The organism is Maritimibacter alkaliphilus HTCC2654, from assembly GCF_000152805.1.
GTDB classification, from domain to species: domain Bacteria; phylum Pseudomonadota; class Alphaproteobacteria; order Rhodobacterales; family Rhodobacteraceae; genus Maritimibacter; species Maritimibacter alkaliphilus.
In genome coordinates this window covers 2,038,784-2,064,120 of the sequence record NZ_CH902578.1, presented here as the reverse complement: position 1 = coordinate 2,064,120, position 25,337 = coordinate 2,038,784, and the positions used below count along the sequence as shown (strand labels likewise).

Sequence of the window (25,337 nt, the reverse complement as noted above, 5' to 3'; positions counted from 1 at the left end):
TGCGAGGGCCCTTCGCCTGCCGTCAGGGACCGTGTCTAGGCAGAAAGCGCAGGCGGTTCGTTCGCCATGGCCACCTCCGCAGCGATCAGATCGCGCGGGACAACGAAATCGACAAGCTTCCCCATCCGCCAGATGAGGTCCTCCCAGCTGTCGATTTCAAAGTCGATGACGGCAGTAGCTCCGGTCGGGAAACGGTCGAAGATATGCGTCGCCGGCGGGGTTTCGAGCAGGCCGTGGGCCATGAACGAAGATCCCGGGTTATGGGCGATCATCATCACCGTCTTACCAGTCGCACTCTTAAGAACATTCAGCATCGTATCCGGCTCGGCCAGATAGAGCGACGGGGCGATCTCGGGGGTGCCATGGGGGCATCCGGCCTTCGAGATCAGATCCCAGGTTTCGCGCGTGCGTTCGGCCGACGAAACCAGCACCTCGTCCGGGCAAATCCCCTTGACCATCAGCCAACGACCGATGGCCTCTGCCGACGCGCGACCACGCTTGTTCAGGGGCCGATCGTGATCCGTCATGAGGGGATCGTCCCAGCTCGACTTGGCGTGACGGGTCAGAATGAGGCGCAGGGTCATACGGGGAAAATACTCGCGTTTTCAGGGTGCCCGGCCTTTCTACCCGAACACACGCATGGCGAGCAAGCCGCAGTGCAGCATACGACTTTCGTCTAACCCAGACGGATGATCGAACCGGGGCCCTGTTCGGTATAAAGTTCAAGCAGGCAAGCGTTTGGCACCCGGCCGTCAAGGATGACGACGGCGCGCACCCCGCCCTCGAGGGCTGAAAGCGCCGTCTCGGTTTTGGGAATCATTCCACCTGAAATGATTCCCTCGCTCGTCATCTCGCGCACCTGCATCGCGGACAGTTCGGTCACGAACTGGCCCTCGGCGTTCTTCACGCCGGCGACGTCTGTGAGCAGGAGCAGCCGGTCGGCCTTGAGCGCCGCCGCGATGGCCCCCGCCGCCGTGTCGCCATTCACGTTGAAGGTCTCACCGTCCCGCCCCACACCGATGGGGGCGATGACCGGGATCGTTTCGGATTCCGACAGGCGTTTCAGGACGAAAGGATCGACCTCGATAGGTGTGCCGACGAAGCCGAGCTTGGGATCGGTGGGTTCGCAGACCATGAGGTTCGCATCCTTGCCGGACAGGCCCACGGCGCGGCCGCCCTCGGCATTGATCGCCGCCACGATCCGGGCGTTCACCGGGCCGGACAGAACCATCTCGACCACTTCGACCGTCGCGGCATCGGTGACGCGCTTGCCGTTCACCCATTCGCTTTCGACACCCAGTTTCGCGAGCATGTCGTTAATCATCGGCCCGCCGCCGTGGACGACCACGGGGTTCACGCCGACATGGCGCATCAGAACGATGTCGCGGGCGAAGCTTTCCATCGCTTCGTCATCGCCCATCGCGTTCCCGCCGAATTTCACGACGACCGTCGCACCCTCGTAGCGTTGGAGATAGGGCAGGGCTTCGTTCAGGGTCTTGGCGGTGGCGATCCAGTCGCGGTTCATGCTGAGCTTTCTCATGGGCTGATCCTCGGGGGCGGCTTTGTCGGTGATACGGTCGCCGCGTGCGCTCTTCAAGGCCGTTGGCCTTTCATCGCCCTTGGCCCGCGTCAATCGAGGCCCGCGATGATCGCCCGAAGCGTGGCGATCCCGTCGCCCTTTTCGGACGAGGTCATGACCAGTTCCGGGTAAGCCGCCGGATGTTTCGACAGCTTCTCGCGCACCTGTTTCAGGATCTTGTCGCGGTCGGCGGCCTTCACCTTGTCGGCCTTGGTCAGAACGGCTTGGAACGTGACGGCGGACTTGTCGAGAAGCGTCATGATCTCTTCGTCCACGGCCTTGATCCCGTGCCGCGTGTCGATCAGCACGAAGGCCCGCCGCAGCGAGGCGCGGCCCGACAGATACGACTTGAGCAGTTTCTGCCACTTCTCGACGACCGCCACGGGCGCATTGGCGAAGCCGTAGCCGGGCAGGTCGACGAGGTAGGGGCCGTCGGTGGTGGTGAAGAAGTTGATTTCCTGCGTGCGGCCCGGCGTGTTGGACGCCCGTGCAAGGCCCTTGCGCCCGGTCAGCGCATTGATGAGCGATGATTTCCCGACGTTGGACCGGCCCGCGAAGCAGACCTCGATCCGGTCGTCGGGCGGCAGGCCGTTCATCGCGACCACGCCTTTCAGAAAATCGGTCTGGGCCGCAAAAAGTTTGCGCCCCGCTTCGCGGGACGCATCGTCGGGCTCTTCGGCCAGAGGGAAGGGCAGGGGCGCGCTCACGCCCCTACTTCTTTTCTGTCGCCGGCTTCTTCTTGAAGCTCGACTTGATGTTGCCGAAGATGTCCGGCTTGGCGCCGTGCGAGCGCATGATCGTGTACTGCTGGATGAAGGTCAGCGTGTTGTTCGCGATCCAGTAGATCACAAGCCCGCTCGCGAACCGGCCCAGCATGAACATGAACACCCAGGGCATCCAGTTCATGATCGTCGCCTGCGTGGCGTCGGCGGGCGCCGGGTTCAGCTTCTGCTGAAGCCACATCGAGATGCCGAGAAGGATCGGCAGGACGCCGAGCGAGAAGAAATAGAACCAGCTGGTCGGATCGGGCGCCGCGTTCGGCAGCAGCCCGAACAGGTTCAGGATCGACGACGGATCGGGGGCCGACAGGTCGCGAATCCAGCCGAACCAGGGTTCATGGCGAAGTTCGAGCGTGACGAAAATCACCTTGTAGAGCGAGAACCAGATCGGGATCTGCAAGAGGATCGGCAGGCAGCCCGAAGCCGGGTTCACCTTGTTCTTCTTGTAAAGCTCCATCATGCCCTGCTGCATTTTCATGCGGTCATCACCCGCCTGTTCGCGCAGCTTCTCCATCTCCGGCTGAAGCTCTTTCATCTTCGCCATCGACACGTAGGAGCGGTAGGCGAGCGGGAACAGCACCATCTTGATGACGAAGGTCAGGGCGATGATCGACCAACCCATGTTGCCGATGAACGAGTGCAGCCAGTGCAGCACGGCGAAGATCGGTTTGGTCAGGAAAAAGAACATGCCCCAGTCGATGGAGTCGAGGAAGCGGTAGATGCCCTCGTCGTTCTGGTAGTCGCGGATCGTGTCCCATTCCTTGGCGCCCGCGAAGAGCCGCGTGGAGACTTCGGCGGTGGCACCCGGCGCGACCTCGATGGTCGGCAGGCGCACTTCGGTCTGATAGATGTCGGCGCCTTCGACGTATTTCACGACCGCCGTATAGGGCTGGCCGCTTTCCGGCACGAGGATGGTTTCCCAGTAGTGATCGGTGAAGCCGACCCAACCGTTCTCGGTGATCGCGGTGGCTTCGGCGGGGGCGCCCTCACGCGGGTCGCGGTCGAGTTCGCGGGCGTCCTTGTAATCTATTTCCGACAGTTCGGTGTCGTCCTGTCGGATCACGCCCTCATGCAGAATGAAGAACCCCTTGAGGTTCGAGGGTTCGCCGTGACGCGCGATCAGGCCGTAGGGGGCGAGGCGTTGGGCGATGTCGGACCCGTTCTCGACCGACTGGCGCACGGTGAAGAGGTAATCCTCGTCGACCGAGATGGTGCGGCGAAAGATCATGCCTGCGTCGTTCGTCCAGGCCAGCGTGATCGGCGTTTCGGGGGTGAGCGTGTCGCCCTCTTCGAGTTCCCATTGGGTCATCGCGCCGGGGACGTCGGCATTGCCGAGGTTGCCGCCCGGAGCCCAGCCGTAGAGCGTGTAATAGGCCTCGTCCGAACCCGACGGCCGCAACAGCGTGACGGTATCGGACCCCTTGTCGAGCGAGACGCGGTAATCGGACAGATGCAGGTCGTCGATACGGCCGCCGATGAGCGAGATCGAACCGGACAGTTTCGGCGTCTCGACCGGAATGCGCGGGCTGTTTTCCAGCGTCTGCGCCGTGGTCGTCGTGTCGGGCGTGGCCTCCGGCGCGGCGTCAGTGCCGGTCTGCTCGGCCGCATTCGGGGGTGTGGCGGCCCCGTCGGTTGCACCGGGGGCGAGGGTTTCGGCAACCTCCTCGGGCTGGACGGCTTCCGGTTCCGCTGGTGGGAACAGGAGCATCCATGCCGTGATGACCACAAAGCTCAGGACCGTCGCGATCAGGAGGTTTCGATTCTGGTTTTCCATAAAGGCCCACCACGTGAATTTCGGATGGTGGGGTTCAAACCCCCGCAAGGCCAAACGTCAAGCGGTTTTACCGGAATTCACGGCGGTGCGAGGCGTCTTGCCGCGCGATCCGGACGCGGTTTTCATGCCGTTTGTAACCCCTTAAACGTCAACTCGCTTTCTTGCCACGCGGATTCTCGGCGTGGTCGATCGTGGGCATCGTCGACAGCTTGGCCTGATGTGTGTCGATCCAGGTCGCGGTGTCTTCGAACGGCATCGGGCGGGCGATGGAATAGCCCTGCACATGACCGCACCCGAGCTGGGCGAGCATCGCGTGTTCGCCGTGGGTTTCGACCCCTTCGCCCAGCGTATCCAGCCCAAGCCGTTCGGCCATGGTGAGGATCGCCGAGACCATGTTCTGCTGGTCGCGGTCGGTATCCACCTGGCTGATGAAGCTGCGATCGATCTTGATGCGGGTGACGTCGAAACGCCGGATGTTCGAGATCGAGGCATGGCCGGTGCCGAAATCGTCAAGGTCGATGCCGCAGCCCAGTCGAGACAGGGCGGCGATGTTGCGGGTCGTGGTGTCGTCTTCCGATTGCGCGACCACGTTTTCCAGCACTTCGATCACGAGGCGGTCGGGGCCGAGGTCGAAACGGTCAAGCTCCCACCTGATCTTTTCGAACATGCGCGGGTTCCGCAGCTCTTCCGGTGAGACGTTGACCGCGACATTGGGCACTTTCAGCCCCGCCTTGTCCCACGCCTTGAGCGCCGTGAGCGCGTGATAGAGGATGACCTCGCCCAGCCGTTCGAACAGCCCGGCCTCGGCGATGGCGGGCAGGAACGCGGCGGGGGCGATCTGCCCTTTCTCGGGGTGTTCCCAGCGCGCGAGCGCCTCGAACCCCGTCAACTGGCCGGTGTCGGTCGACACCTGCGGCTGGAACCACGGGCGGATTTCGCCGTCTTCCAGAGCGCGCAGAACCTCGCGCGTGAGGTTGTCGGGCACCGATACGCGCGGACGCATCCCGTTGGAGAAGGCACGGATCGACCCCGGCCCGGCTTTTTGCGCCTCTTCCAGCGCGCTTTCGGCGGCGTCGAGCAGGCTTTCCCCGACCTGATCGGGCACGCGGGAGGGCATCGAGAACCCGAGGCAGGACGACAGCAACACCCGTGTGCCGTCGAGCGATATGGGCTGGCCGACGGCGTCTTGCAGGCGACCGGAGAGTTGGATCATGACCTCAAGATCGGTGCGCGGCGTGCGCGCGATCGCGATGCCGAAACACCCGGGTTTCAGCGCGGTCACCACGTCGCTTTCACGCAAGACCGCTTTCAGCCGTTCGGCGCAGGTGCGCAAGACGGTGCCTGCGCCCGCCTCGCCGAACTGGGATTCGAGCGCGCTGGCATTGTCGATCTCGAGGACGAGGCACACGGGCGGATCGCCGGCATCGTTCGACCCGCTCGAAAACCCCTGTGACAGGGTCGCGATCAAGTCCTGCCGACCGGGCAGCCCCGTCAGCATGTCGCGCCGCGCCCGGACCCGCCAAGGCGCCGGAACATGCCCGGTCAGAACGAGGATGCCCGGAAGCGTCACCGCGATCACGAGCGCCAGACCTTCGCCCCCGAACCAGAACGCGCCGAGCATGATCGCGGGGAGAAACGCGAGCATCTGCGGCCCGAGCAGGATCATGCGGAGTTTCTTGCGAAGCGCGTCGCGCTGTGCCGAAGTCGTGATGCTCATCGTCTGCTCCCCTATCCGAGGCGCATGAGCCGCCTCTTCGGTCCGCTGGACCATATGGGGAACGAGTCAACCTGCGGTTAACAGCTTGGGCCTTCAGGTGTCTTCCGTTTGGCCGCGCGTCAGCCCCGCGAAATCGAAGAGTTTCGGGTCGAGCAGATGTGAGGGGCGGGCATTCATAAGGGCACGGAACATGACCTGCCGCCGACCGGGCGAGTTCTTTTCCCAGCCGTCGAGAATCTGTTTCACCTGCTGGCGCTGCAATCCGTCCTGCGACCCGCACAGATCGCAGGGGATGATCGGGTAACCCATATCGCGGGAAAATTTTTCGCAATCCGCCTCGGCCACATGGGCAAGGGGGCGGAACACGAACAGGTCGCCTTCTTCGTTGACCAGTTTCGGCGGCATGGTCGCAAGGCGTCCGCCGTGAAACAGGTTCATGAAGAAGGTTTCGAGGATGTCGTCGCGGTGATGGCCAAGCACGACCGCGTTGCACCCTTCCTCACGCGCGATGCGATAGAGGTTGCCCCGGCGCAGACGGGAACAGAGCGCGCAGAACGTCCGGCCCTCGGGCACCTTGCCCATCACGATGGAATAGGTGTCTTCGTACTCGATCCGGTGCGGCACCTGACGGTCTTCCAGAAATTCCGGCAGCACGGTGGCCGGAAACCCCGGCTGGCCCTGATCGAGATTGCAGGCGAGGATTTCGACGGGGAGAAGCCCGCGCCACTTCATCTCATAAAGCGCGGCCAGCATCGTGTAGCTGTCTTTGCCGCCCGACAGGCAGACGAGCCATTTCTGACCCGGCTTGGCCTGCCCGGTCTCGTCCCGCTCGACCATGCCATAGTGCTCCACCGCCTCCCGCACATTGCGCAGGATGCGTTTGCGGAGCTTCTTGAACTCCGTGGTCGAAGGGGCGCCGCGAAACAGCGGGTGGATGTCATCGGACTCGTCGAGCATGAGCGCGGATTACCGTGGGGCGGGGCGTCTGGCAAGGGAAGTGGCGCGACGGTTGCGAGCGAGAATATGCCCGCCCGCCGCGCCGATGGAAAAGTGCCCCTCCGCGCGAAATACTCTGCACGGCCCGGCCTTCAATACACCCGACGGCCCAAGCGGGTCGCCGGTCTATGACGCGTGCTCAATCGGTGCTGCCTGCATGAACGGTTCGAAATACGAACCACCTGCGCCACGGCGTGATTTGTACTGATAAATCAGGTGCCTGTGTGCGCGATGGTGCGGATGACGCTGGATTTGGAGCGGTTGACGCCCAGGGGTTCGCGAACCGGCCGGGTTTCACATTTCACGATGCGAAAGCGCCGAGCGCACGTCGCCCACACGAGAGCGACTTACCGGGAGTTGTGATCCGTCCACCGTCAACAACTTCGGGTTGCCGCTTTCGAATTTCACGCCTGCCATGCGGTCGGTCGCGATCCAGTGCGACCGATGCACCCTGATCCCGGCCTCGTCGGGGACCAGTCCGACGGCCTCGGACAAGGGCAGGCGGATCAGTTCTTCGCCCCGCTCGGTGAAAACGCGCACGTATTGGTTTTCGGCAAGCATCCTCAGTACCCGGCCCCTCACGGCGGGCGACAGGTGATCCTGAAGCCGGCAGGACGTGGGCGGGCGATAGGACCAGATCTGCTCCGGCTTCACCTCGATCCCCGCATGCGGCAGGAAATAGACCCAGAAGATGAACAGGCCGATGACGGCGGAAAGGACGACCCAGGCGACGACGATGGCGACGTGCCAGACGATCTCGGCCCCCGTCAGCCCGTGACCTTCGACAAGCGCGAAGACAACCGCGAGGACGAGGGCGAGTGGAATGTAGATCGCGATGTGGACCGGAAGGATCGGCCAGCCCCGGTCGAACGCCTCGCGAAACACGCGGGGGAGGACGAAATAGCTGTGGGCCAGAAACACGACGGTGTCGAACAGATGAATTCCGGCGCGCAGCCACAACGGCTGATGCGCGAACAGCCCGCCGGGCGCGAAGATCGTAATGAACAGGGCGAGGACCAGCGCGGTTCCGAAGCAGTAGGGCGACAGAATATAGCCCTGAAGAATCGTTTCGATATCCCGACCGCGCGTAGCGGTGTTTCCCGCTTTGGATGTCATGCTGCGATGTGCCCCCTGCGGCACCATCGCTCCCGACCGGTGCCTGACGCATTCGTAACGAAGGTCAGGTTATCCTGTCCATTATTAATTGGGAGGGGCGGGGCGGCCCCTGTCACCCGGCCCGCATACCGTCGCCCAGCCGCTTGCCCGTGTTCCAGTAGGCTTCGGCGATTTCGGCCGACCTGAGCGGCGTGCCCTTGGCGAGGCGGCGACAGAAATTCTCCATCTTCTCGTCGAACATGACGGCCTTGGTCGCGTTCTGGCGTGGCGGCATCCGCACCGCGTCCGGTGTCATCGGCTGACCGAGCTCGGAAAGCAGGCGTGCCGCGCCTTCGGGTCTGGTGATCTCGGACAGGTCGGCGCGGTGGATGTGGATGTGGGGGTTCGTGGCGGTCAACCGCGCGTAATACTCGGCGCGGGCGAACACCTCGTGCACATACCACAGCGACGTGCCCGCTGGCCCGTGTTGCATGAACGGCTCGGCCTTGACGATGGTGTTGGGATAACGGGGATCGAGCGCGAAAAGCCATGTGAAGCCGAAATTGGCGAACTCGAAGCGGTTCACGTAGCTCCATTGGATCTTGAACGCATCGCGGGTGAGGATGACCAGATGCACCTCCCCGACCTCGGTCAGCGGGGCGATGTTTTCGACCAGTCCGGCCTTGAACAGGAAATGCGACACCTCGGCATATCGGTCTGCCGGGCTGTCCATGACCCGCGCAAGTTTCTGAAGCCAGAAGGCGCGCACATGCTCCACATTGCCGATGGAGTTAAAATTCGTGAGGTGCGACGCGTCCGGGCTGTCGACCCCCAGCGTCTCATACGCCAGCCGTTCGTGATGCACCTCGGCCCCGGTCCAGTTCAGGCGCAGAAGCTCGGTCAGGAATACGGTTCCCGAGCGGCCCGTCGTCAGGGGGAAGAGGAATTGGCGGGGCATCGGCCCTCCGGCTACGGCTTTTTCCTCTTATCGCCGGGGTCCGGCACCGGGTCAAATCCCATGCCGCCAAGCGGATGGCAGCGCCCGATGCGCCGGATGGTCAACCAGCCGCCCTTGAACGCGCCGTGTTTTTCGAGCGCCTCGAGCGCATAGGCCGAGCAGGTCGGCTGATAGCGGCACGAATGGCCGACCCATGGCGAGAACACGAGACGGTAGAAGCGCACGGGAAGCGCGACGATATGGGCGAGCGGCGTCATACGAGGGATATAGGGTGGCCGGGTGCCATCCGCGAGTCGTCAAAGCGCCGCGGGACGCTTGCACTTCGGAGGAATGCAGGTAGGACGGAAGGACAGCGCAAGAGGCGGTTCATGGCACGAATTTTCATCACCGGCACGGCTGGGTTCATCGGTTACCACCTCGCCCGCCTGCTGCTGGACGAGGGCCATACCGTCCACGGTTTCGACGGCATGACCGACTACTACGACGTCACGCTGAAGCAACGCCGCCACGCGATGCTGTCGCAGAGCGAGCGGTTCGCCGCGACCGAAGCGATGCTGGAGGATTTGGCCGCTGTCGATACCGCCATCGACGGTTTCGTGCCGGAGATCATCGTCCATCTCGCGGGGCAGGCGGGGGTGCGTTACAGCCTCGAGAACCCGCGCGCCTATGTCGATGCGAACGTCGTCGGCACCTTCAACATCATGGAAGCCGCGCGGCGTCACGAGGTGCGGCACCTGATGATGGCCTCCACCTCGTCGGTCTACGGCGCGAACACCGAGATGCCGTTCAAGGAAACCGACAAGGCCGACACGCCCATGACGATCTATGCCGCGACCAAGAAGGCGACCGAGGCGATGGGGCATTCCTATGCGCACCTCTACGATCTGCCGACCACCATGTTCCGGTTCTTCACCGTCTACGGCCCGTGGGGCCGCCCCGACATGGCGCTGTTCAAGTTCGTGCGCGCGACCCTCGGCGGTGAGGCGATCGACGTCTACAACCACGGCGAGATGTTCCGCGACTTCACCTATGTCGAAGACCTCGTGCGCGCGATCCGGCTTCTGATGTTCGACGCGGTGCCCGCGCGCCCCGAGGGGGGCGAGGTGCCGGAGGGCGACAGCCTGTCACCCGTCGCGCCCTACCGCGTGGTGAACATCGGGAATTCTCAGAGCGTGCGGCTTTTGGATTTCGTGGATGCCATCGAGGACGCGCTGGGCATGAAGACCCGGCGCAACTACATGGACATCCAGCCCGGCGACGTGCCTGCGACATGGGCGGATGCGGGTTTGCTGGAGCGCCTTACCGGCTATCGCCCGCAGACCGACGTGCGCGACGGTGTGCGCGCCTTCGTCGACTGGTATCGCGACTATTACGAGGTCTGACGCTCAGGCGCGGATCAGACCCACGCGCCCGATGCTGTCATAAGCCACGAACCCCGCTTCGGCAGCGGCGTCGGCGCTGTAGATATTGCGCAGGTCCGCCATTTTCGCCGATTTCATGCCGGACGCGATCTTGTCGAGGTCGAGGGCGCGGAATTCGTTCCATTCGGTCAGGATAACGATGAGGTCGGCGTCCTTGGCCGCGGCATAGGGGTCATCCTGCCATTCGACGCTGGGCAGCAGATGCTCGCCCTCGCGTTTGCCCTGCGGATCACACACGCGCACCCGCGCGCCTCCCCCGACGAGCGATGGCACGATTGTCAGCGACGGGGCGTCGCGCATGTCGTCGGTGTTGGGTTTGAAGGTCACGCCCAGCACCGCGACGGTCTTGCCGTTGAACGAGCCGCCGCAGAGGTCGACCAGCTTGTCGATCATCCGCCGCTTCACGTCCTCGTTCACCTTGATGACGGTTTCCACGATGGAGATGGGCGCGGCATGTTCCTGCCCGATCCGGGCCAGCGCCTTGGTGTCTTTCGGAAAGCACGAGCCGCCGTAGCCGGGGCCTGCGTGCAGGAACTTGTTGCCGATGCGCCCGTCCATACCCATGCCCTTGGACACGGCTTTCACGTCCGCGCCCACCTTTTCGCACAGCGCCGCGATCTCGTTGATGAAGGTGATCTTGGTCGCGAGAAAGGCATTGGCGGCGTATTTGATCATTTCGGCCGACTCGAGGTCCGTGGTCACGATGGGGAAGTCGCGCAGGTAGAGCGGGCGATAGATCTCCTCCATCACCTTGGCGGCGCGGTCGGTTTCGACCCCCACGACCACACGGTCGGGCTTCATGAAATCGTCGATCGCCGCGCCTTCGCGCAGAAACTCGGGGTTCGACGCCACATCGAAATCGAGGTCGGGGTTCGCCGCAGCGACCACGTCGCGGACCTTGGCGTTCGTGCCGACCGGGACGGTCGATTTGGTGACGATGACGATGTAATCCTTGGCGGCCTTCGCGATCTCTTCGGCGGCGGCCATGACATAGGTGAGATCGGCGTGACCGTCGCCGCGCCGCGTGGGTGTGCCGACCGCGATGAACACCGCTTCGGCCCCGTCGATGGCGCGTTCGAGGTCGAGCGTGAAGGACAGCCGCCCGGCTTCGACGTTCTTGTTCATCAGACGATCCAGCCCCGGTTCGTAGATCGGAACCTCGCCACGCTCCAGCATCTCGATCTTGCGCGGGTCCTTGTCGACGCAGATGACTTCGTGCCCGAAGTCCGAGAAGCACACGCCGGACACGAGGCCGACGTATCCGGTGCCGATCATGGCGATTTTCATGGAATGTCCTTCACAAGAAAACTGGTTTCGTCATCGAGTGACCCAAAGGGGGTCGCAGGTCGCACTTTCCAGATTTCCTTGAAATCCACAAGACGCCAACGGGGTGCGAACGACTGGTCCGCCAGTGTTGCCGCATTGCAGCATCGCGGTCGGAAAAACTTGCGCCGCACTGTCCGGTTCAGCATGATCCGGGGGCAGGGGGACGCACCATGAACGAGATCATCCACATCCTGCATCTGCTGGCGGCGACCACATGGGCCGGCGGCAACCTGTTTTTCGCACTGATCCTGTTGCCCGCAATGGCGCGCAGCCCGGCGGCCGAGGCCTCGGCCCTGTTCGACCGGATCGGCCCGGCCTCCGGCCTCGTGATGGGGGTCAGCGGTGTGCTCGTCCTCGTCACAGGGCCGCTTCGCGCGTGGGCGGGCGGCGGCATTCCCAGCCTCGGGGCGCTTGGATCGCCCTATGGCCTGTGGGTCATCGCGGCCTTCGTGATCGTGGTGGCGGTATCGGGGTTCGACGGGGCCGGGCGGGCGCGTCTGCGCCGGTCTTTCGACGACCCGTCCACCTATCCCACGGTCGCAGGCGGCATCGCGCGGCGCACGGCATGGGTGACCGCAGGCGGCATGACCCTGCTGATCCTCATCATGGCGCTGTTGGGGCTTGGTCTTTACTGACCGTGGACGCGGGCGAGCGCCGCACGGAGATCGGTTGTCATCGCATCGAAATCCCGGTCGACCGTGCTTCCGGGGCGCGCGACGAGCACGTAATCCCAGCCTGCGCGCCCTTCGTCGGCGATGACGGCGCGGGCGATCTCACGCAAGCGGCGTTTGGCCCGGTTGCGGGCGACCGCGTTGCCGACCTTCTTGGATGCCGTGTAGCCGACGCGCACGACCGTATCGTCGTCGCGCCGGTCGCGGCCCTGCAAAAGGAACGCAGGCGCAGGCGCCTTGCGGGCGCGGGCACAAGCCAGAAAGTCCGGGCGCTTTTTCAGCGTCTCCAGACAAACGGAAACCGCCGGGGGCGCTTCGTGCCCGGCCTCATGGCCGTCCACGGGTGCCTCCGGCGGTGTCATGTCTTCAGCCGAGATGTCGGACCCGCTTACGCGGACAGCGACTTGCGGCCCTTGGCGCGACGCGCGTTCAGGATCTTGCGGCCGGCCTTGGTCGCCATGCGCGCACGGAAACCGTGGCGGCGCTTGCGAACCAGGTTCGAAGGTTGGTAGGTGCGTTTCATCGCCCGTCTCCGTCAGGTTCTGGACCCCGAAAGGTCCATCTTCGTCTCATGCCCACTGATCCCGATGGAATCGGGGCGGAATTCGTTGAAGCCCGGTCTATAGGGGCGGTTCGGGGCCAAGTCAAACCCCGCGTCGGTCCTTTTGAAACATTTTCGCGACGCGGATCAATGCGGCGTGAGGGGGGTGGCGGGACCAACGCTTCATCGTCATGGTGCGATCACTTGAGCAAGGAGGACACCTTGAACGCCGAACGGATCAAACGCCTGATCCCGATCACGATCATCGCCATCGTGGCGCTGGTCGGTTTCGTCCTGTTCCGCGACCGCCTGACCTATGACGCGCTGGCCGAAAACCGCGCCGATCTGATCGCGTTTCGCGACGACAACTACCTGCTTGCCGTTCTGGTGTTCATCGCGGCCTACACCGCCATCGTGGGCTTTTCTCTGCCCGGCGCCACCATCGCCACGCTCACGGGCGGCTTCCTCTTTGGTCTTTTCCCCGGCGTTTTCTACAACGTCGCCGCCGCGTCCATGGGCGCACTCATCATCTTCTCTGCCGCGAAACTTGGGCTAGGCGAGCGATTGGCAGCCCGGATGGAGGCGTCGCCGGGCCGGATCGCAAGGCTCAAGGCCGCCATCGACAAAAGCCAATGGTCGGTCCTGTTCCTCATGCGCCTGATCCCGGTGGTGCCGTTCTTCGTGGCCAACGTGCTGCCCGCCCTCGTGAACGTGCGCACATGGGTCTTTGCGGTGACGACCGTGGTCGGGATCATTCCGGGCGCGTTGATCTACACCTCGGTCGGCTCCGGTCTGGGCGAGGTGTTCGAGGCAGGCGGCACGCCCGACCTCGGCATCATCTTCAAACCCTATATCCTCGGGCCGATCATCGGCTTGTGCGCTCTGGCCCTGCTCCCCCTCATCCTGCGCGTCTTTCGGAAGGAGCCCATCGCATGACCGTCATCAAGACCGACATCTGCGTCATCGGGGCCGGGTCCGGCGGGCTGTCGGTCGCCTCGGGCGCCGCCCAGATGGGGGCGAAGGTGGTGCTGATCGAAAAGGGCGAAATGGGGGGCGATTGCCTCAATACCGGCTGCGTGCCGTCGAAGGCGCTTCTGTCCGCCGGCGCCAAGGGACTGGATTGGGACGCGGCCCACGCGCATGTCAAATCCGCCATCGCGACCATTGCGCCGCACGACAGTCAGGAGCGGTTCGAAGGTCTGGGCTGCACCGTGATCCGGGACCATGCGCGGTTCACCGGCCCGCGCGAGGTGCGGGCGGGCGACACGACGATCCGTGCGAGGCGCTTCGTCATCGCCACCGGATCGCGCCCCTTCGTGCCCGAGGTTCCGGGGTTGGACGAGGTGCCGCACTACACGAACGAAACGGTCTTCGATCTGGCCGAAAAGCCGAAACACCTCTTGGTGATCGGCGGCGGCCCCATCGGCTGCGAAATGGCGCTGGCGCATCGGCTGCTGGGCTGTGAGGTGACAGTGCTCGAGGCGCAGAAGGCACTTGGCAAGGACGACCCCGAAGCCGCCGCGCTGGTGCTGGACACGCTGCGCGACAAGGGCATCGAGATCGTCGAGGGGGCGCAGGCCGTGCGCGTGCGCGACACCGATGGCAGGATCGAAGTGGTGACCGAATTCGGGCGGGTCTTCACAGGCTCTCACATCCTCGTCGCCGTCGGGCGCAAGGCGAATACGGACGACATGGGGCTGGACAAGGCCGGGGTCGAAACCGCGGACCGCGGGATCAAGGTGGACGACCGCCTGCGCACCACGAACCGCCGCATTTTCGCCGTGGGCGACATCACCGGCGGTCTGCAATTCACCCATGTCGCGGGCTATCACGGCGGGGTGGTGATCCGGCCCACCGTTCTGCGGCTCCCGGCCAAGGCGCGCACCGACCATATCCCGTGGTGCACCTATACCGACCCGGAACTGGCGCAGGTCGGGCTGACCGAAGAGGCCGCGCGCAAGGCGCATGGCGACCAGCTGACCGTCGTGCGCGCCGACTTCGCAGGCAACGACCGTGCCATCGCGACGGGGGAGACCAAGGGCTTCATCAAGGTCATGGTCGTGAAATCAAAGCCCGTGGGGGTGACGCTCGTCGGCAAGAACGCAGGCGAACTGATCGCGCCCTGGTCGCTCGCCATTTCTCAGGGCCTGTCGCTCTCGGCCATATCCGGCATGGTCCTGCCCTATCCCACGCTGTCAGAAATTTCCAAGCGCGCCTCTGGGAACTTCTACTCGCCAAAACTATTTGAGAATGAAACACTAAAACGTGTGGTTCGGGTCCTTCAAAGGCTCGTGCCGTAGACACGCAGGTAGGGACGAGATGTTTTTGAACTCGCTCTCCGGCAGGTTCCTGATCCTGACCGCCGCATTCGTCATGCTGGCGGAAGTGCTGATCTTTGTCCCCTCCATCGCCAGTTTTCGCGAAGATTACCTGCAATCCCGGCTCGAACGCGCGCAGATCGCGTCGCTCGTCCTGCTGGCCGACGACATGATCGACGCGGAGCTGGAGCGGGAGCTTCTGCTGAACGCCGAGGTGTTCAACGTCGTGCTGCGTCGCGACGAGGCGCGTGAACTGATGCTGTCGTCGCCCGTGCCGGGTCCGGTCGCCGCGAGTTTCGACCTGCGCGAAGAGAGTTTCGCCATGCTGATGCGCGATGCCGTCGTGCGCCTTTTCGACAGCGAGAACGAGGTGATCCGGGTGATCGGCGACCCGGTGCGCGAAGGCGGGCTGGTGATCGAGGTCACGATGGAAAGCGCACCCTTGCGCGATGCCATGCTGGAATATGGCCGCCGTATCCTCGCCCTGTCGGCAATCATTTCGATCGCCACGGCCGTGCTCCTGTTCCTGTCCGTCCGCACGCTGATGGTGCGGCCGATCAAGAAGGTCGTGCAGAACATGATGGGCTATGCGAAGGCCCCCGAGGACGCCCGGCAGATCATCGCGCCCGCGTCGCGGGTGCGGGAATTGCGCGAGGCGGAAGAGGCCCTCCACGATTTGCAGGAACAGCTTTCGAGTGCGCTCAAGCAAAAGGAACGGCTGGCCCAGCTGGGCGGTGCGGTCGCCCGGATCAGCCATGACCTGCGCAATATCCTGACCACGGCCCAGCTTTTCGCGGACCGTGTCGAGATGAGCGAAGACCCCGGCGTGCAGCGCGCCGTGCCCAAGCTGATGGGGTCGATCAGCCGCGCGGTGAACCTGTGCGAATCCACGCTCGCCTTCGGCAAGGCCGAAGAACCCGCGCCGCGCCTGACCCGGTTCAACCTGTCGGAAGTGGTCGGCGACGTGGTCGACAGCGAACGACTTGCCGCCGGTGAAGACGACATCTCCTATTCCGAAGACGTGCCCGCGAACCTGTCGGTGCGGGCCGATCCCGAACAACTCTACCGCATCCTGCGCAACCTCGTGCGCAACGCCCGTCAGGCGCTTCAGGGTGCGAGCGGCGGCGAGATCATGGTGTCGGGCTACGAGACCGCCGACGAATGGACGATCCGCGTCGAAGACACCGGGCCGGGCCTGCCGCCCAAGGCGCAGGAACTTCTGTTCCAGCCCTTCGCGGCAGGTGGGCGCAAGGGCGGCACCGGGCTGGGGCTGGCGATTTCCGCCGAACTGGTGCGTGGCCATGGCGGGCGGCTCGAGCTTGAGCGGACCGGGCCGGACGGCACCGTCTTTGCGATCCACCTTCCGCGCGGGCTGGAAACGCTGGCCGATCCGGTGGCGCGTGAGGAAGCGGCGCAGTAATTCGCGGATTGCCCCTTGCAATGCCCCGCCAGTGCCGTTACATCGCCGCTACCCCGCGCGCTGGTAGCTCAGTTGGATAGAGTACTTGACTACGAATCAAGGGGTCGGGGGTTCGAATCCTCCCCAGCGCGCCACTTTCCCCCCACATATATCAATGAATTCAAAGACTTGGGCGGGATAAGTTGCGTTTTGAGGTTACACAAAAGGTAACACATGACGCTGATACTCTACGACTCAGGAGCGCTCTCCTTGAAAGCAAAGCATCTCCAGAAGAAGGGCAATGTCTGGTATTTTCGCCGTCGAGTGCCATCTGACGTTCGCGCTCTATACCCGAAGAGAAAAGCGGAGCTCTTCTTCTCGCTTGGTACTTCCAATGACGTTGAGGCGGCACGCCTTGCTCACAGTTTCGCTTTACAGCAAGACGCGATGTGGCGAGCTCACCGAGAAGGCAGACTTCCTGTTGGCCCTGAAGCAGTTGCTGCAGGACGTGCAATGCTGGAAGCCTACGGACTAAAGCCGGGGCAAGCAGACGAGTATCGCCGCGTCGGTATCGAACCTGAAGATTTTTTGAATCGGCTTTCCCTCCTTTCGGGCGGTGAAGAGGGTCAGATCGATTACGAAGACCTCCCACCTGGAGCTGCGTTTGCCGCAGACCTGTTCTTCGGAAACAAGAAAAATGTCCCATTCCTCAGTGAAGCTGTTCAATTGCACCAAGAAGTCTGCGGCGAGCTTGCCGGGTCGAAAGGCAGCGTGTCTCGCTGGAGGGCTGTGAATCGATTTGTCGAGTTCGCCGGTGACCGACCAATTAGCGGCTATACAAGAGAGCAAGCCAGGGACTTCTTGAAGTTGCTGCTCTCGAGGGGCGTCAAGACCACGACTGCCAAGCGATATCTGAACTACATAAGCCCGGTGTTCGCCACATGTATCCGGGAGAATGAACTGGACATCAAAAACGTGTTCGAAAGCCTTAGAGTGCCGGGGCTAGGCCAGGATGCCAAGAAGGTCGAAGTGCTGGACCAAAGGGAGTTGCGAACCCTTTATGCATTTTGTGTTGAGAAAGATGACGACATTCGTTGGCTGATTGCATTGTTGGCCGACACAGGCATGAGGCTGGCCGAAGGGTGTGGCTTGAAGCCAGAAGATATCAACCTTTCATCGCCAGTGCCGTTCGTGGACGTCATGGTGCACGAGGGCCGCAGGCTAAAGACCGCAGCTTCTGTCCGAGCTGTACCTCTGGTAGGGAGTGCTCTTTGGGCAGCGAAGCGAATTCATTCGACTTCTCAATTCGGTGAGTACGTCTTTGAGCGATACATTGGCAAGGACGACCAGACTGTTCGAGCGAAAAGCGCGTCTAACACCCTGAGGCAAAACTATCAGAGCATCGGACTAGTTGGGAAGAACAACCAATCACTCCGCCATTCGATGCGAGATCGCTTGCGTAACAGGAACGCTCCTGAGGAGCTCATCGATCGGATCGGTGGGTGGTCGTTGAAGAGCGTTGGTCAGCGATATGGCCACGGACATAGCCTAGAGGTCAGACGAGATTGGATGCAGAAGATCGTCGATCAAAGTTTTTGGGATGGCGTCTGAACCAGAGCAGTTTCGAGGCAAGTTCGTGCTCTCAAGATCGACAGGCGACACATCTTCAGATTGGCCCAAAGCAGGACTGACAGCTACCGGACTGACTTGGAGCCGGTAACCGTCTGCCGACCGGCTAGACCCGTCTCCGTGTGCTTCCTATTGTCGTTGGGACGTTTTTGTCTTGGATTAGTCCATTGTAGGCGGACAGCTTTCGACCTGACAAGGAGCAGAGCACCTGACTAGAGGGCCGGAGTGTTAGCGGTTTTGTGCGCAACTAGACCAACAGGAAGTCCACGCTTTGGTGCCTTCTAAGTTAGGGAGGACCCAATTCGAACATTACAGAAGCAAGCAACCAGTGGGTCAGCTTTGGACTGGAGCCACTGCTTGGCTCCCTAGGCCTGCGCACGATTGCTACTTGGTGGTTCGTTGACATCAGCGTTGTGCTACACATTTCAGAGCCATTGAGAAGTTGCGCGAACGAGCTGCTTTCTTGGGCCTTGGTGACCAGAACCCGGTTGACGATCATACGATTGAGCACAGGCAGTCCTTCCCAATTGTGGTTTTGGAATGCCAGACAGGTCCGTGGTATAAACCGGGCCGCCGACCGCCAAAACCAAACTACTCACCTACCGCATAGGCGCAAAAAACTCGCAGCAGCGGTTTCACCCAGTGCAGGGCGGACAGCATTCGACCTCAATAGGAGCGGAGCGACCTGTTTTCCGGCCCGGCATGCAAGCCGCTGCAGTTTCTCCGCAGCCCAAGCAAAGTCGTTGATTTGGTCGGTTCCAAAGCAAGGCAGGGCCGAAAACGTACTGAATAGGAGCAAGCAACCGTTCTGCTCCTCCTAGAACTAGCATTAGGACTAGGTCCCACATGATCCTACACGAGGTGGCGATCTGGCGGTCACCATTAGCTGTCTATTGTCGCTAACCCACAACTGAACAAACTCTGGAAGCACGGCCCTGACGCTCAAAGCGTCGGGGTCTTTTCATTTGGAATCCCTATGAAAGATACAATCTTGGAAACGGAAGACTCGGCGCTTTCGTCCATGCAATCCATTCCTTGCGAATATTGCGGGGGTGACTTCGCGAGAAAACGAACCAACCAACGCTACTGCAGCGAGCCATGTAGAAAAAACAGGTATCAGAAAGCGCAAAGGGCACAGAACCCAGTCAACTCGAACAACAGCAAGCGAAGATGGAGGGCGAACTACGAGCTGCTCGATACTTCTGATAGGTTGGGAGAGATGCTTTACACGATACCGCCTAAAGAGCGACTGGGATTCATTAAGAACCTGGTAGATCGAGCTAGGTCAGAGACTGGGCGGTTACGTGAAGTTCTAAGCAATCAATACCTCCTCGCAGCGGGTCCCAATGAACGAAGACGCTTCTACCGTAGTCAACCCGGTTCCTACAAAACGATCACGCAAGCGGCCGACATCTACTGTCGTAGATTCTGGAACGCATCTGTAGCCGATGTGGTCATGGGGCGAGTTCAAGAGCCAGAGACTGGGGAGGTCACATAAAACGTCGTCACCATGTATTAATAGACATCACGGATTTCGGAGGACTGACCTAGTCGCCGCATCCCTGTGGCAGTAAACAGATGCTAGTTCACTACGACTCACCTAGTGAGATGGCCCTTCATCGGCGAAACTGTGAAAAAGCTCCTAGGCCCGTCGCAGTGTTTGCAACCGCAACCGAACCTCCTGTCAGGTGTCCAGTCACAAACGACTTGCCGCCTTACTGGCACCAGGGCCTTGGCGTTGGGGGGCAGGTTGTCCGACCGCAGTTGAAAGGCGCTGCCAGTCCCTCAGAAATCAGAGTCTGTCCGACATCCCTTCCATCCACCTTAAGGATACCACACGAACGCCCAAAGTTGCATCTGCTCGTGCCTTGGGTCCCAGGCTTGCAGGCGCAGGCAACAATCTGAAGCTCGATAGCAGATGCGGCTTGGACAAGGTCTTTGAGCCTCGCTGTTGCCTGAAGGCCCAGCGCATAGCCTCTGTCACATACCGGATTGAAGGTCTCTGGGGTGTTGAAGCCCACCAATCGCGTTCCGGTCGATCTTCCCCTCAGCTGGATCGTGTCCCCATCTGTCACACTGAAGTCCGAGAGGCTCAGTGTTTGTGCCCCAACGCGCTGAGGAGAAGACGGAGTTACTTGCTGCCGGTAGCTTGGAGACGGGTCGAACTGAGAGAAAAGCCAGACGACACCGGCGAGCATTAGCACATAAACTGTTTGGACATCCCTCCGCCAAATCCTTAGAAGCCAAGGGGTGCTCCTGTAGCGTCTGTAGGGCCTCCTAGAGGGCCTGGAGGACCTCTGGTAGGTCGGTCTAGAAGGAGCGCTCTTAGCCCTCTGAGGGCGCCCTGAAGGGCTCTGCGTTGGCCTCCCGCCCCGCCGTCCCGAAGACGTGGTTCTGACTCCCCCAGTCAGCGGCTCTGTCTCGGCCTCTGACTGCATATAGGGCCTAAGGACCTGGCGAAGCTTCGCCTCTTGTTTGTCCGTCAGTCGGGCCCTGGTGCCGTAGCGGGCGAACTTGGCATTCATGTCGGAGACAAAGCGGGTCTCCCAGCTGTTGAGCTTGCCGGACTGTAGAGCCTTGTCGAAGGCGAGGCGGAGGTGCTGCACTGTTTCAGGCTTGAAGTCCATGGCACACATCATTTCAAAAAAACAATAATATCAATAATATATACGCCCCATTTTTGAAGTTTATTTCTGCTGACCCCCGCCCCCCCTTCAAGTTTCGGTTCCTGAAAGCCTTCCAAGAATGCCAGGAACCGGGGGGGCGAACAACCGCGTGATGGCCGAGCATAGCAGGCATATCGACTAAGAAGCTTGACACAATTGCGCTGCAGATTTATCTGCGCAGAACGTTTTGCTCTGGAGAATGAAATGACCCTGCAAATGACTGCAACTGAAGTTTCCGAACTTTCCCCTGGTATCTGGGCGCTCAAGTTACCGCCGCACCAAGTGAGGCACTTCGGAAATACTAACCAATCAATTGGGACTAAGAGCGTGCTTCTGTTCAATGCATGCTCATTTGATGCCGAAACTGGCCAACTCCACTTCAACCTCGAAGATGTGTCGCCAATCAATGTGGGGACAACAGCCCAAGCAATCGGAATCTTGGCGTCAGGTAGCAGTGAGCCTACGGCTCAAAATTCCGAGGACGCGCCGGAATCTTCTTATGAGGTGGGACCTGGCGACCGTGAGTTCCTAGAAATGGCGAAGAGAAACCTATCCACGCAGAGCGCTTTAGCAGCCGAGCAATTGTTGAGAGGTGTGCGCACAAGCTATTCCGGAAATCTCAAAAGAGGCAAGATGCGCAACTTCAGTGAGACGCCTGACAACTTTTGGTATGTCATCATACAGCCAAGGGTTGACGAACTACAGATCACTGTAAGAGGGCCGGTGACTCGTTTCCAAGGTATGACGAGCCTTGAAGTAAAAGACGACCGGGGAAACACGCGGTTCAAAGTGAGAGGCGAAGCCGATGTCCCTGAGGCATTGAAGCTGATATCAAATGCGATCCGAAAGGCCTAAGGGCTTCCCAAAATCGCGCCGACCGCTGCGCCGATCCCCGCACTCAACGACGCCACCAGCGCAGTAACGAAAGGTGAGTTGATGAAGGATGCCTTTTTCTGCTCCAAGGCGCGCTCGTGAAGTTCGATGGCAACGGAAATGAGAGCTTGCACCTCATCAGTAGACAGTGGCCGACGACTAATCCGGTCGTATGGTCTACCCGAGATTTGGTGATCGGGAAGGCGCTCGGGCTCGTCGTCGACATTGTAATTGCGTGGGAAAGTGCGCCTCCAGACTAGTGAGGCCTTGGTGCGCTCTTGGTTAAATCGGAAGAACTCTGGGTGTTCTGATAAGACAACCTCCCAATGGGAACCTGGCTTGTTCGGTCCGCCGATCCGATTTGCCCAACCATCGAAGTCGAGCTTGTAAAACTTGTATGATCCCATAGCCGTAAGCGCGGCAATAATGTCTGGTAATCGTCCTTCAGCCAGATACGGGTTTTTCATCTTGAGGCGCTCCTCTTACCTAGCAACTCACTTTAACACGACGACATCAATAACTCAGAACTTTTCGGCTGCGAGGCCAAACCTGCCCAGCGCTGCGTTTGAACATTATTGGGAGCACCTGCCAATAGACCTTGCTCATGCGTCAGGTGCTGGCGCTTGGCGCAATTACTGCCAGATGGATGGGTTTCGCCTTTTGGCAGACGACCTGTCCCTAGTTCTAAAACTTCATTGGCAGACAGGAGGTCAGACATGCTGATCGGATATGCACGGACATCGACCCTGGAACAGAAGGCATCGCTAGAGGCTCAGAGAGAGTCGCTGAGGGCTCTCGGGTGCGAGCGGGTATGGGAGGAGCAGGTTAGCTCTATAGCGGCGCGAGAGGCGCTCTCAGAGGCTCTAAGCTTCGCTAGGGAAGGTGACACGCTAGTGGTGACTAAGCTGGACCGCTTGGCTCGCTCGGTGAAGCACTTGGGGGAGTTGATTGAAGAACTTGAGGGCAAAGGTGTGAGCCTTCGGGTCCTAGACCTTGCGTTGGATACGTCCAATGCAACTGGAAAGCTCATGATGAACGTCTTGGGCTCCGTTGCGCAGTTTGAACGGGAAATGATGCTAGAGCGGCAGCGGGAGGGGATTGCAAAGGCAAAAGCGGAGGGAAAGTACAAGGGACGGCGTCCCACGGCGATGGAGAAAGCGGACGAGGTGCGCCTGTTATTGGCGGACGGGGTTTCAAAAAAGGAGGCTGCAGGGCGCCTGGGGATTTCTGAGAGGTCGGTGTATCGCATCGCCGGTGACAGCGGCTGACGTGCGGTGGCGAACAGCTTTTATTGGAAAGAGCGAAACGGCAAGCTTCCTAGAAAGTTATTGGATCGTATCTTGTGCAAAGGATACCTTCGCTGTCTCCCCGCACAGCGCGATCGAGACGCTATCTGATGTGCCCGAAGTACTTTGCATGCCATTCAGCGAAAGTCAGGTCAAAGGCATGCTCAGCTTCTAGGTCGATAGGCCGGTTTGAAAAGCTCAGGTCGTTTGTCGTGCTCATCGCTCGTGGACTTGCACCGTTTGGATCGATCCACACTCCCCCTCGGTCGAAGGCTTTGTGGTGATTGGGGCAGAAAGGCAGTATATTGCTGAAGTGATCTGGACCTTTGAATGGATCACCGACAGGCTTGACGTGACCTGCCTCTGAATAGGTCGAGCCAGACTTATCTATCACGAGAGCTTTGCCGCAAATTGCGCAACGGTTACCGTATAGGCCTTTGACCCACATCGCGTGCTGCTTATTACGAATTTGTCGTTGAGCCTGGGCATACGCTCGCTGAACGGAGTTCATGCCTAGGTCCTGGGGCCTTCTGGCCTGTGCCTTCTTCCTCCTAGCGGACGTGGAAAGGGGCGTTCTCGCAGAACGAGTTCGTGGTTTTGGTGGATTGGCCTTTTCACCAAGGCGCTCAAGTCCAAGTAAGTTCTTGTATTCTTCCACTATCGGGCGAGCGGCAAACCTCGCTAAACGAGGGTTAGCTGCAGTCAATGCCCATAGGTCTTCCTTTTCAAAGAAATCGATAACATCAGTAACGGGTGTGTTGATGTCCAGTTCGCCGTCCATGATGCACCTATCAAGGAACAAGAATACAGCGCTCGCCCACCAATCTTCTTTCTCAGAACTTCTGACTCCGATGAGACCGGAGTGGTGATAGAGGTAGTTGAGATTTGTCGCAAACTTTCGGGGACGGTCGGCCCCAAAAATCATATTCCCCTTCAGAAAGTCCTCGATTGTGTCGGAGTTGATCTTGGTGGTGTCCCACTGTGTACCGTTCCACACTTCTTCTACGACAAATCTCCTAGCCCAAGGGGCGGGATGGCTCTGAAATGGTCTGGCTCTTTCCCAAACACCGACCCGGCTAAAATTCAACGCACACATGCCAAGGAGGTCAAATGACTTATCGTGGTCGCGTGCTTGGGCCTCGACAACTAGTTGATCTGGCACAACGCAGCTAACCCCATCGATAACGCGATGGTACAAAAAGAAATTGAGAGGGACGAGAGGATCGCCGTCAGCTAGGGCGTCGATTATCTCTCGAGCTTCGTCTCTTGGGACCGGCTCCAAGCCACTCGCGAAAATTGCATTGATGGCTTCGTGAAGTAGGCCGAGACCGGGTTTATCCCCCCACCCAAAATTCTTTGAGAATGAGCCTGGTCGGCTCTCAAGCGTTTTCCAATCCAAAGCGATCCTATCAATGTTCCTAAGACTACTCAGCCGCGTTGACGACTGATCCAGAGTTGTAGGGGTAGGTCTTCCAATCAGGCTTGTAATCTGCATCGGCTTGGTTGCCCCAGACGGTCCAGCCCTCACGTACGCCTCGACCGAACAACTCAAGGTAGGGGCCCCAGGAACACTCTTCGATAATCTGGTACTGCTCGTCAGGCTTGCGGCTATGCTCTCGCTTGCGTGTCTTGAGGATATCTCCATCAGGTCCATTAGGTTCTTCGCCCAAGAGGTAGTTGACCTGCCGTCTGCCCGGAGAGAGGGTCCGCGCATTCTTGCCCCGCACTCCGAAAAGCAGTAGTTCCGTTACGTTACGGAAGTAGAAACCCACACCTCGACCATCCGGGCCACCGTCCTTACGGACCTTTTGCCAAACGATGTTCGACTTGTACTCAAATCCCCACGCTTGAAGAACCCTCAGGCCCTCCGGCAACAAAGCATTTGGAACCCACAGGTAACAATGCGAGCGCTCGGCCATGTTCTCGGCCACCGGCAAGTCACAAATTTCCTCAACGGACAAGGTTGGATATCTTGCGAGGCGTTTGTGTTCGGGGGCCATCTTGCCCGTTCTGTTTGTGAAGCGCCAAGGCGGATCGGCCATCACTGTGCCAAAGGTCTGCCCGTTCAAGAATTGCGACAGATGTTCTGCCGCTTCTTTACCATCCGCCACTGCGTTCTCCCCTGCTTTTCCTTGAGACGATATACCAGACGGACACCAAATCTAGTGGTCCCAGACCATCGAGATGCCACTTTCTCGCACCCCATACAAGTTGGTCAACTCGGCATGAAGTAATTCGTTGCTGAGAAACTACGTTGGGAGCTCACCCGGTTTCGGACCGGTCGAAGTGGATTTGCCCTGGACCAGTGG

General features: G+C 60.6%; 23 protein-coding genes and 1 tRNA gene. 9 read left to right on the top strand and 15 right to left on the bottom strand.

Annotated features, from left to right (window positions below; translation table 11 throughout):
- Positions 1–35: 35 nt before the first annotated feature.
- The 9 genes from RB2654_RS11085 to yidD form a co-directional block, all read right to left on the bottom strand.
- Positions 36–584, bottom strand: coding sequence for a SixA phosphatase family protein (locus RB2654_RS11085; RefSeq protein WP_008331463.1), 549 nt, complete (start codon positions 582–584; stop codon positions 36–38).
- 92 nt (positions 585–676) lie between these two features.
- Positions 677–1,540: an acetylglutamate kinase gene (argB, locus tag RB2654_RS11080; protein WP_040885637.1), complete on the bottom strand. Its 864-nt coding sequence runs from the start codon at positions 1,538–1,540 to the stop codon at positions 677–679.
- A gap of 89 nt (positions 1,541–1,629) precedes the next feature.
- Complete coding sequence (gene yihA / locus RB2654_RS11075; protein WP_008331459.1) at positions 1,630–2,286, bottom strand: ribosome biogenesis GTP-binding protein YihA/YsxC; 657 nt, start codon at positions 2,284–2,286, stop codon at positions 1,630–1,632.
- Positions 2,287–2,290: 4 nt separating this feature from the next.
- Positions 2,291–4,132, bottom strand: coding sequence for a membrane protein insertase YidC (gene yidC, locus RB2654_RS11070; RefSeq protein WP_008331458.1), 1,842 nt, complete (start codon positions 4,130–4,132; stop codon positions 2,291–2,293).
- A gap of 148 nt (positions 4,133–4,280) precedes the next feature.
- Positions 4,281–5,849: a putative bifunctional diguanylate cyclase/phosphodiesterase gene (locus tag RB2654_RS11065; RefSeq protein WP_008331453.1), complete on the bottom strand. Its 1,569-nt coding sequence runs from the start codon at positions 5,847–5,849 to the stop codon at positions 4,281–4,283.
- A 93-nt stretch (positions 5,850–5,942) separates the two neighbouring features.
- Positions 5,943–6,806: a tRNA 2-thiocytidine(32) synthetase TtcA gene (ttcA, locus tag RB2654_RS11060; protein WP_008331451.1), complete on the bottom strand. Its 864-nt coding sequence runs from the start codon at positions 6,804–6,806 to the stop codon at positions 5,943–5,945.
- A gap of 333 nt (positions 6,807–7,139) precedes the next feature.
- Positions 7,140–7,961 carry a LytTR family DNA-binding domain-containing protein gene (locus tag RB2654_RS22425; protein WP_050771958.1) on the bottom strand — a complete coding sequence of 274 codons (822 nt, stop codon included), beginning with the start codon at positions 7,959–7,961 and terminating at the stop codon, positions 7,140–7,142.
- Between the two features lie 112 nt (positions 7,962–8,073).
- Positions 8,074–8,898, bottom strand: coding sequence for a hypothetical protein (locus tag RB2654_RS11050; RefSeq protein WP_008331448.1), 825 nt, complete (start codon positions 8,896–8,898; stop codon positions 8,074–8,076).
- An 11-nt stretch (positions 8,899–8,909) separates the two neighbouring features.
- Positions 8,910–9,155, bottom strand: coding sequence for a membrane protein insertion efficiency factor YidD (gene yidD / locus RB2654_RS11045; RefSeq protein ID WP_008331447.1), 246 nt, complete (start codon positions 9,153–9,155; stop codon positions 8,910–8,912).
- Positions 9,156–9,266: 111 nt separating this feature from the next.
- Here yidD and RB2654_RS11040 point away from each other — a divergent pair, with 111 nt between their 5' ends.
- Positions 9,267–10,280, top strand: coding sequence for an NAD-dependent epimerase/dehydratase family protein (locus RB2654_RS11040; RefSeq protein ID WP_008331445.1), 1,014 nt, complete (start codon positions 9,267–9,269; stop codon positions 10,278–10,280).
- 3 nt (positions 10,281–10,283) lie between these two features.
- Here the strand turns inward: RB2654_RS11040 and RB2654_RS11035 are convergent, their stop codons facing one another.
- Positions 10,284–11,606, bottom strand: a complete 1,323-nt coding sequence (locus tag RB2654_RS11035) for a UDP-glucose dehydrogenase family protein (protein WP_008331442.1) — start codon at positions 11,604–11,606, stop codon at positions 10,284–10,286.
- 209 nt (positions 11,607–11,815) lie between these two features.
- Between RB2654_RS11035 and RB2654_RS22420 the strand changes: the two genes are divergently transcribed.
- Positions 11,816–12,280 (top strand): hypothetical protein, encoded by a 465-nt coding sequence (locus RB2654_RS22420; protein WP_008331441.1) that lies wholly within the window; start codon positions 11,816–11,818, stop codon positions 12,278–12,280.
- Here the strand turns inward: RB2654_RS22420 and rnpA are convergent.
- Complete coding sequence (gene rnpA, locus RB2654_RS11025) at positions 12,274–12,678, bottom strand: ribonuclease P protein component (RefSeq protein WP_008331440.1); 405 nt, start codon at positions 12,676–12,678, stop codon at positions 12,274–12,276. The two genes, RB2654_RS22420 and rnpA, sit on opposite strands and share 7 nt — an antisense overlap.
- Positions 12,679–12,704: 26 nt before the next feature.
- Positions 12,705–12,839, bottom strand: a complete 135-nt coding sequence (rpmH, locus tag RB2654_RS11020) for a 50S ribosomal protein L34 (RefSeq protein WP_008331438.1) — start codon at positions 12,837–12,839, stop codon at positions 12,705–12,707.
- Between the two features lie 168 nt (positions 12,840–13,007).
- On the opposite strand from rpmH, the gene RB2654_RS11015 reads away from it, so the two are divergent.
- From RB2654_RS11015 to RB2654_RS23395, 6 genes are all read left to right on the top strand, one after another.
- Entirely contained in the window at positions 13,008–13,793 is a 786-nt protein-coding gene (locus RB2654_RS11015) for a TVP38/TMEM64 family protein (protein WP_008331437.1), read from the top strand.
- The gene (locus RB2654_RS11010; RefSeq protein ID WP_008331426.1) at positions 13,790–15,157 is read left to right on the top strand and encodes a dihydrolipoyl dehydrogenase family protein; all 1,368 of its coding nucleotides are present in this window, start codon (positions 13,790–13,792) and stop codon (positions 15,155–15,157) included. The genes RB2654_RS11015 and RB2654_RS11010 overlap by 4 nt, the downstream gene beginning before the upstream one ends.
- Positions 15,158–15,176: 19 nt before the next feature.
- Positions 15,177–16,595, top strand: a complete 1,419-nt coding sequence (locus RB2654_RS11005) for a sensor histidine kinase (protein WP_008331424.1) — start codon at positions 15,177–15,179, stop codon at positions 16,593–16,595.
- Between the two features lie 57 nt (positions 16,596–16,652).
- Positions 16,653–16,729, top strand: a tRNA-Arg gene (locus RB2654_RS11000).
- 79 nt (positions 16,730–16,808) lie between these two features.
- Entirely contained in the window at positions 16,809–18,185 is a 1,377-nt protein-coding gene (locus tag RB2654_RS10990; protein WP_083783380.1) for a DUF6538 domain-containing protein, read from the top strand.
- 2,888 nt (positions 18,186–21,073) lie between these two features.
- On the top strand, positions 21,074–21,724 hold the full coding sequence (locus RB2654_RS23395) for a hypothetical protein (protein WP_008331419.1): 651 nt from the start codon (positions 21,074–21,076) through the stop codon (positions 21,722–21,724).
- On the opposite strand, the gene RB2654_RS10975 is transcribed toward RB2654_RS23395, so the two are convergent.
- A complete protein-coding gene (locus RB2654_RS10975; RefSeq protein ID WP_040884731.1) occupies positions 21,721–22,209 on the bottom strand; it encodes a hypothetical protein in 489 nt (162 codons plus the stop codon). The two genes, RB2654_RS23395 and RB2654_RS10975, sit on opposite strands and share 4 nt — an antisense overlap.
- A gap of 249 nt (positions 22,210–22,458) precedes the next feature.
- Between RB2654_RS10975 and RB2654_RS10970 the strand changes: the two genes are divergently transcribed.
- Positions 22,459–23,010 carry a recombinase family protein gene (locus RB2654_RS10970; RefSeq protein ID WP_008331417.1) on the top strand — a complete coding sequence of 184 codons (552 nt, stop codon included), beginning with the start codon at positions 22,459–22,461 and terminating at the stop codon, positions 23,008–23,010.
- A 121-nt stretch (positions 23,011–23,131) separates the two neighbouring features.
- On the opposite strand, the gene RB2654_RS22900 is transcribed toward RB2654_RS10970, so the two are convergent.
- On the bottom strand, positions 23,132–24,427 hold the full coding sequence (locus RB2654_RS22900) for an HNH endonuclease (protein ID WP_161600690.1): 1,296 nt from the start codon (positions 24,425–24,427) through the stop codon (positions 23,132–23,134).
- Positions 24,428–24,452: 25 nt separating this feature from the next.
- Positions 24,453–25,070, bottom strand: coding sequence for an MT-A70 family methyltransferase (locus tag RB2654_RS10965; RefSeq protein WP_083783459.1), 618 nt, complete (start codon positions 25,068–25,070; stop codon positions 24,453–24,455).
- Positions 25,071–25,337: the final 267 nt, after the last annotated feature.

Bases quoted from the DNA above. Each gene is read 5' to 3' on its own strand.
- RB2654_RS11085 (WP_008331463.1), bottom strand. From the start codon at position 584: ATGACCCTGCGCCTCATTCTGACCCGTCACGCCAAGTCGAGCTGGGAC.
- argB (WP_040885637.1), bottom strand. From the start codon at position 1,540: ATGAGAAAGCTCAGCATGAACCGCGACTGGATCGCCACCGCCAAGACC.
- yidC (WP_008331458.1), bottom strand. From the start codon at position 4,132: ATGGAAAACCAGAATCGAAACCTCCTGATCGCGACGGTCCTGAGCTTT.
- RB2654_RS11065 (WP_008331453.1), bottom strand. From the start codon at position 5,849: ATGAGCATCACGACTTCGGCACAGCGCGACGCGCTTCGCAAGAAACTC.
- ttcA (WP_008331451.1), bottom strand. From the start codon at position 6,806: ATGCTCGACGAGTCCGATGACATCCACCCGCTGTTTCGCGGCGCCCCT.
- RB2654_RS22425 (WP_050771958.1), bottom strand. From the start codon at position 7,961: ATGACATCCAAAGCGGGAAACACCGCTACGCGCGGTCGGGATATCGAA.
- RB2654_RS11050 (WP_008331448.1), bottom strand. From the start codon at position 8,898: ATGCCCCGCCAATTCCTCTTCCCCCTGACGACGGGCCGCTCGGGAACC.
- yidD (WP_008331447.1), bottom strand. From the start codon at position 9,155: ATGACGCCGCTCGCCCATATCGTCGCGCTTCCCGTGCGCTTCTACCGT.
- RB2654_RS11040 (WP_008331445.1), top strand. From the start codon at position 9,267: ATGGCACGAATTTTCATCACCGGCACGGCTGGGTTCATCGGTTACCAC.
- RB2654_RS11035 (WP_008331442.1), bottom strand. From the start codon at position 11,606: ATGAAAATCGCCATGATCGGCACCGGATACGTCGGCCTCGTGTCCGGC.
- RB2654_RS22420 (WP_008331441.1), top strand. From the start codon at position 11,816: ATGAACGAGATCATCCACATCCTGCATCTGCTGGCGGCGACCACATGG.
- rnpA (WP_008331440.1), bottom strand. From the start codon at position 12,678: ATGACACCGCCGGAGGCACCCGTGGACGGCCATGAGGCCGGGCACGAA.
- rpmH (WP_008331438.1), bottom strand. From the start codon at position 12,839: ATGAAACGCACCTACCAACCTTCGAACCTGGTTCGCAAGCGCCGCCAC.
- RB2654_RS11015 (WP_008331437.1), top strand. From the start codon at position 13,008: ATGCGGCGTGAGGGGGGTGGCGGGACCAACGCTTCATCGTCATGGTGC.
- RB2654_RS11010 (WP_008331426.1), top strand. From the start codon at position 13,790: ATGACCGTCATCAAGACCGACATCTGCGTCATCGGGGCCGGGTCCGGC.
- RB2654_RS11005 (WP_008331424.1), top strand. From the start codon at position 15,177: ATGTTTTTGAACTCGCTCTCCGGCAGGTTCCTGATCCTGACCGCCGCA.
- RB2654_RS10990 (WP_083783380.1), top strand. From the start codon at position 16,809: ATGACGCTGATACTCTACGACTCAGGAGCGCTCTCCTTGAAAGCAAAG.
- RB2654_RS23395 (WP_008331419.1), top strand. From the start codon at position 21,074: ATGACCCTGCAAATGACTGCAACTGAAGTTTCCGAACTTTCCCCTGGT.
- RB2654_RS10975 (WP_040884731.1), bottom strand. From the start codon at position 22,209: ATGAAAAACCCGTATCTGGCTGAAGGACGATTACCAGACATTATTGCC.
- RB2654_RS10970 (WP_008331417.1), top strand. From the start codon at position 22,459: ATGCTGATCGGATATGCACGGACATCGACCCTGGAACAGAAGGCATCG.
- RB2654_RS10965 (WP_083783459.1), bottom strand. From the start codon at position 25,070: ATGGCCGATCCGCCTTGGCGCTTCACAAACAGAACGGGCAAGATGGCC.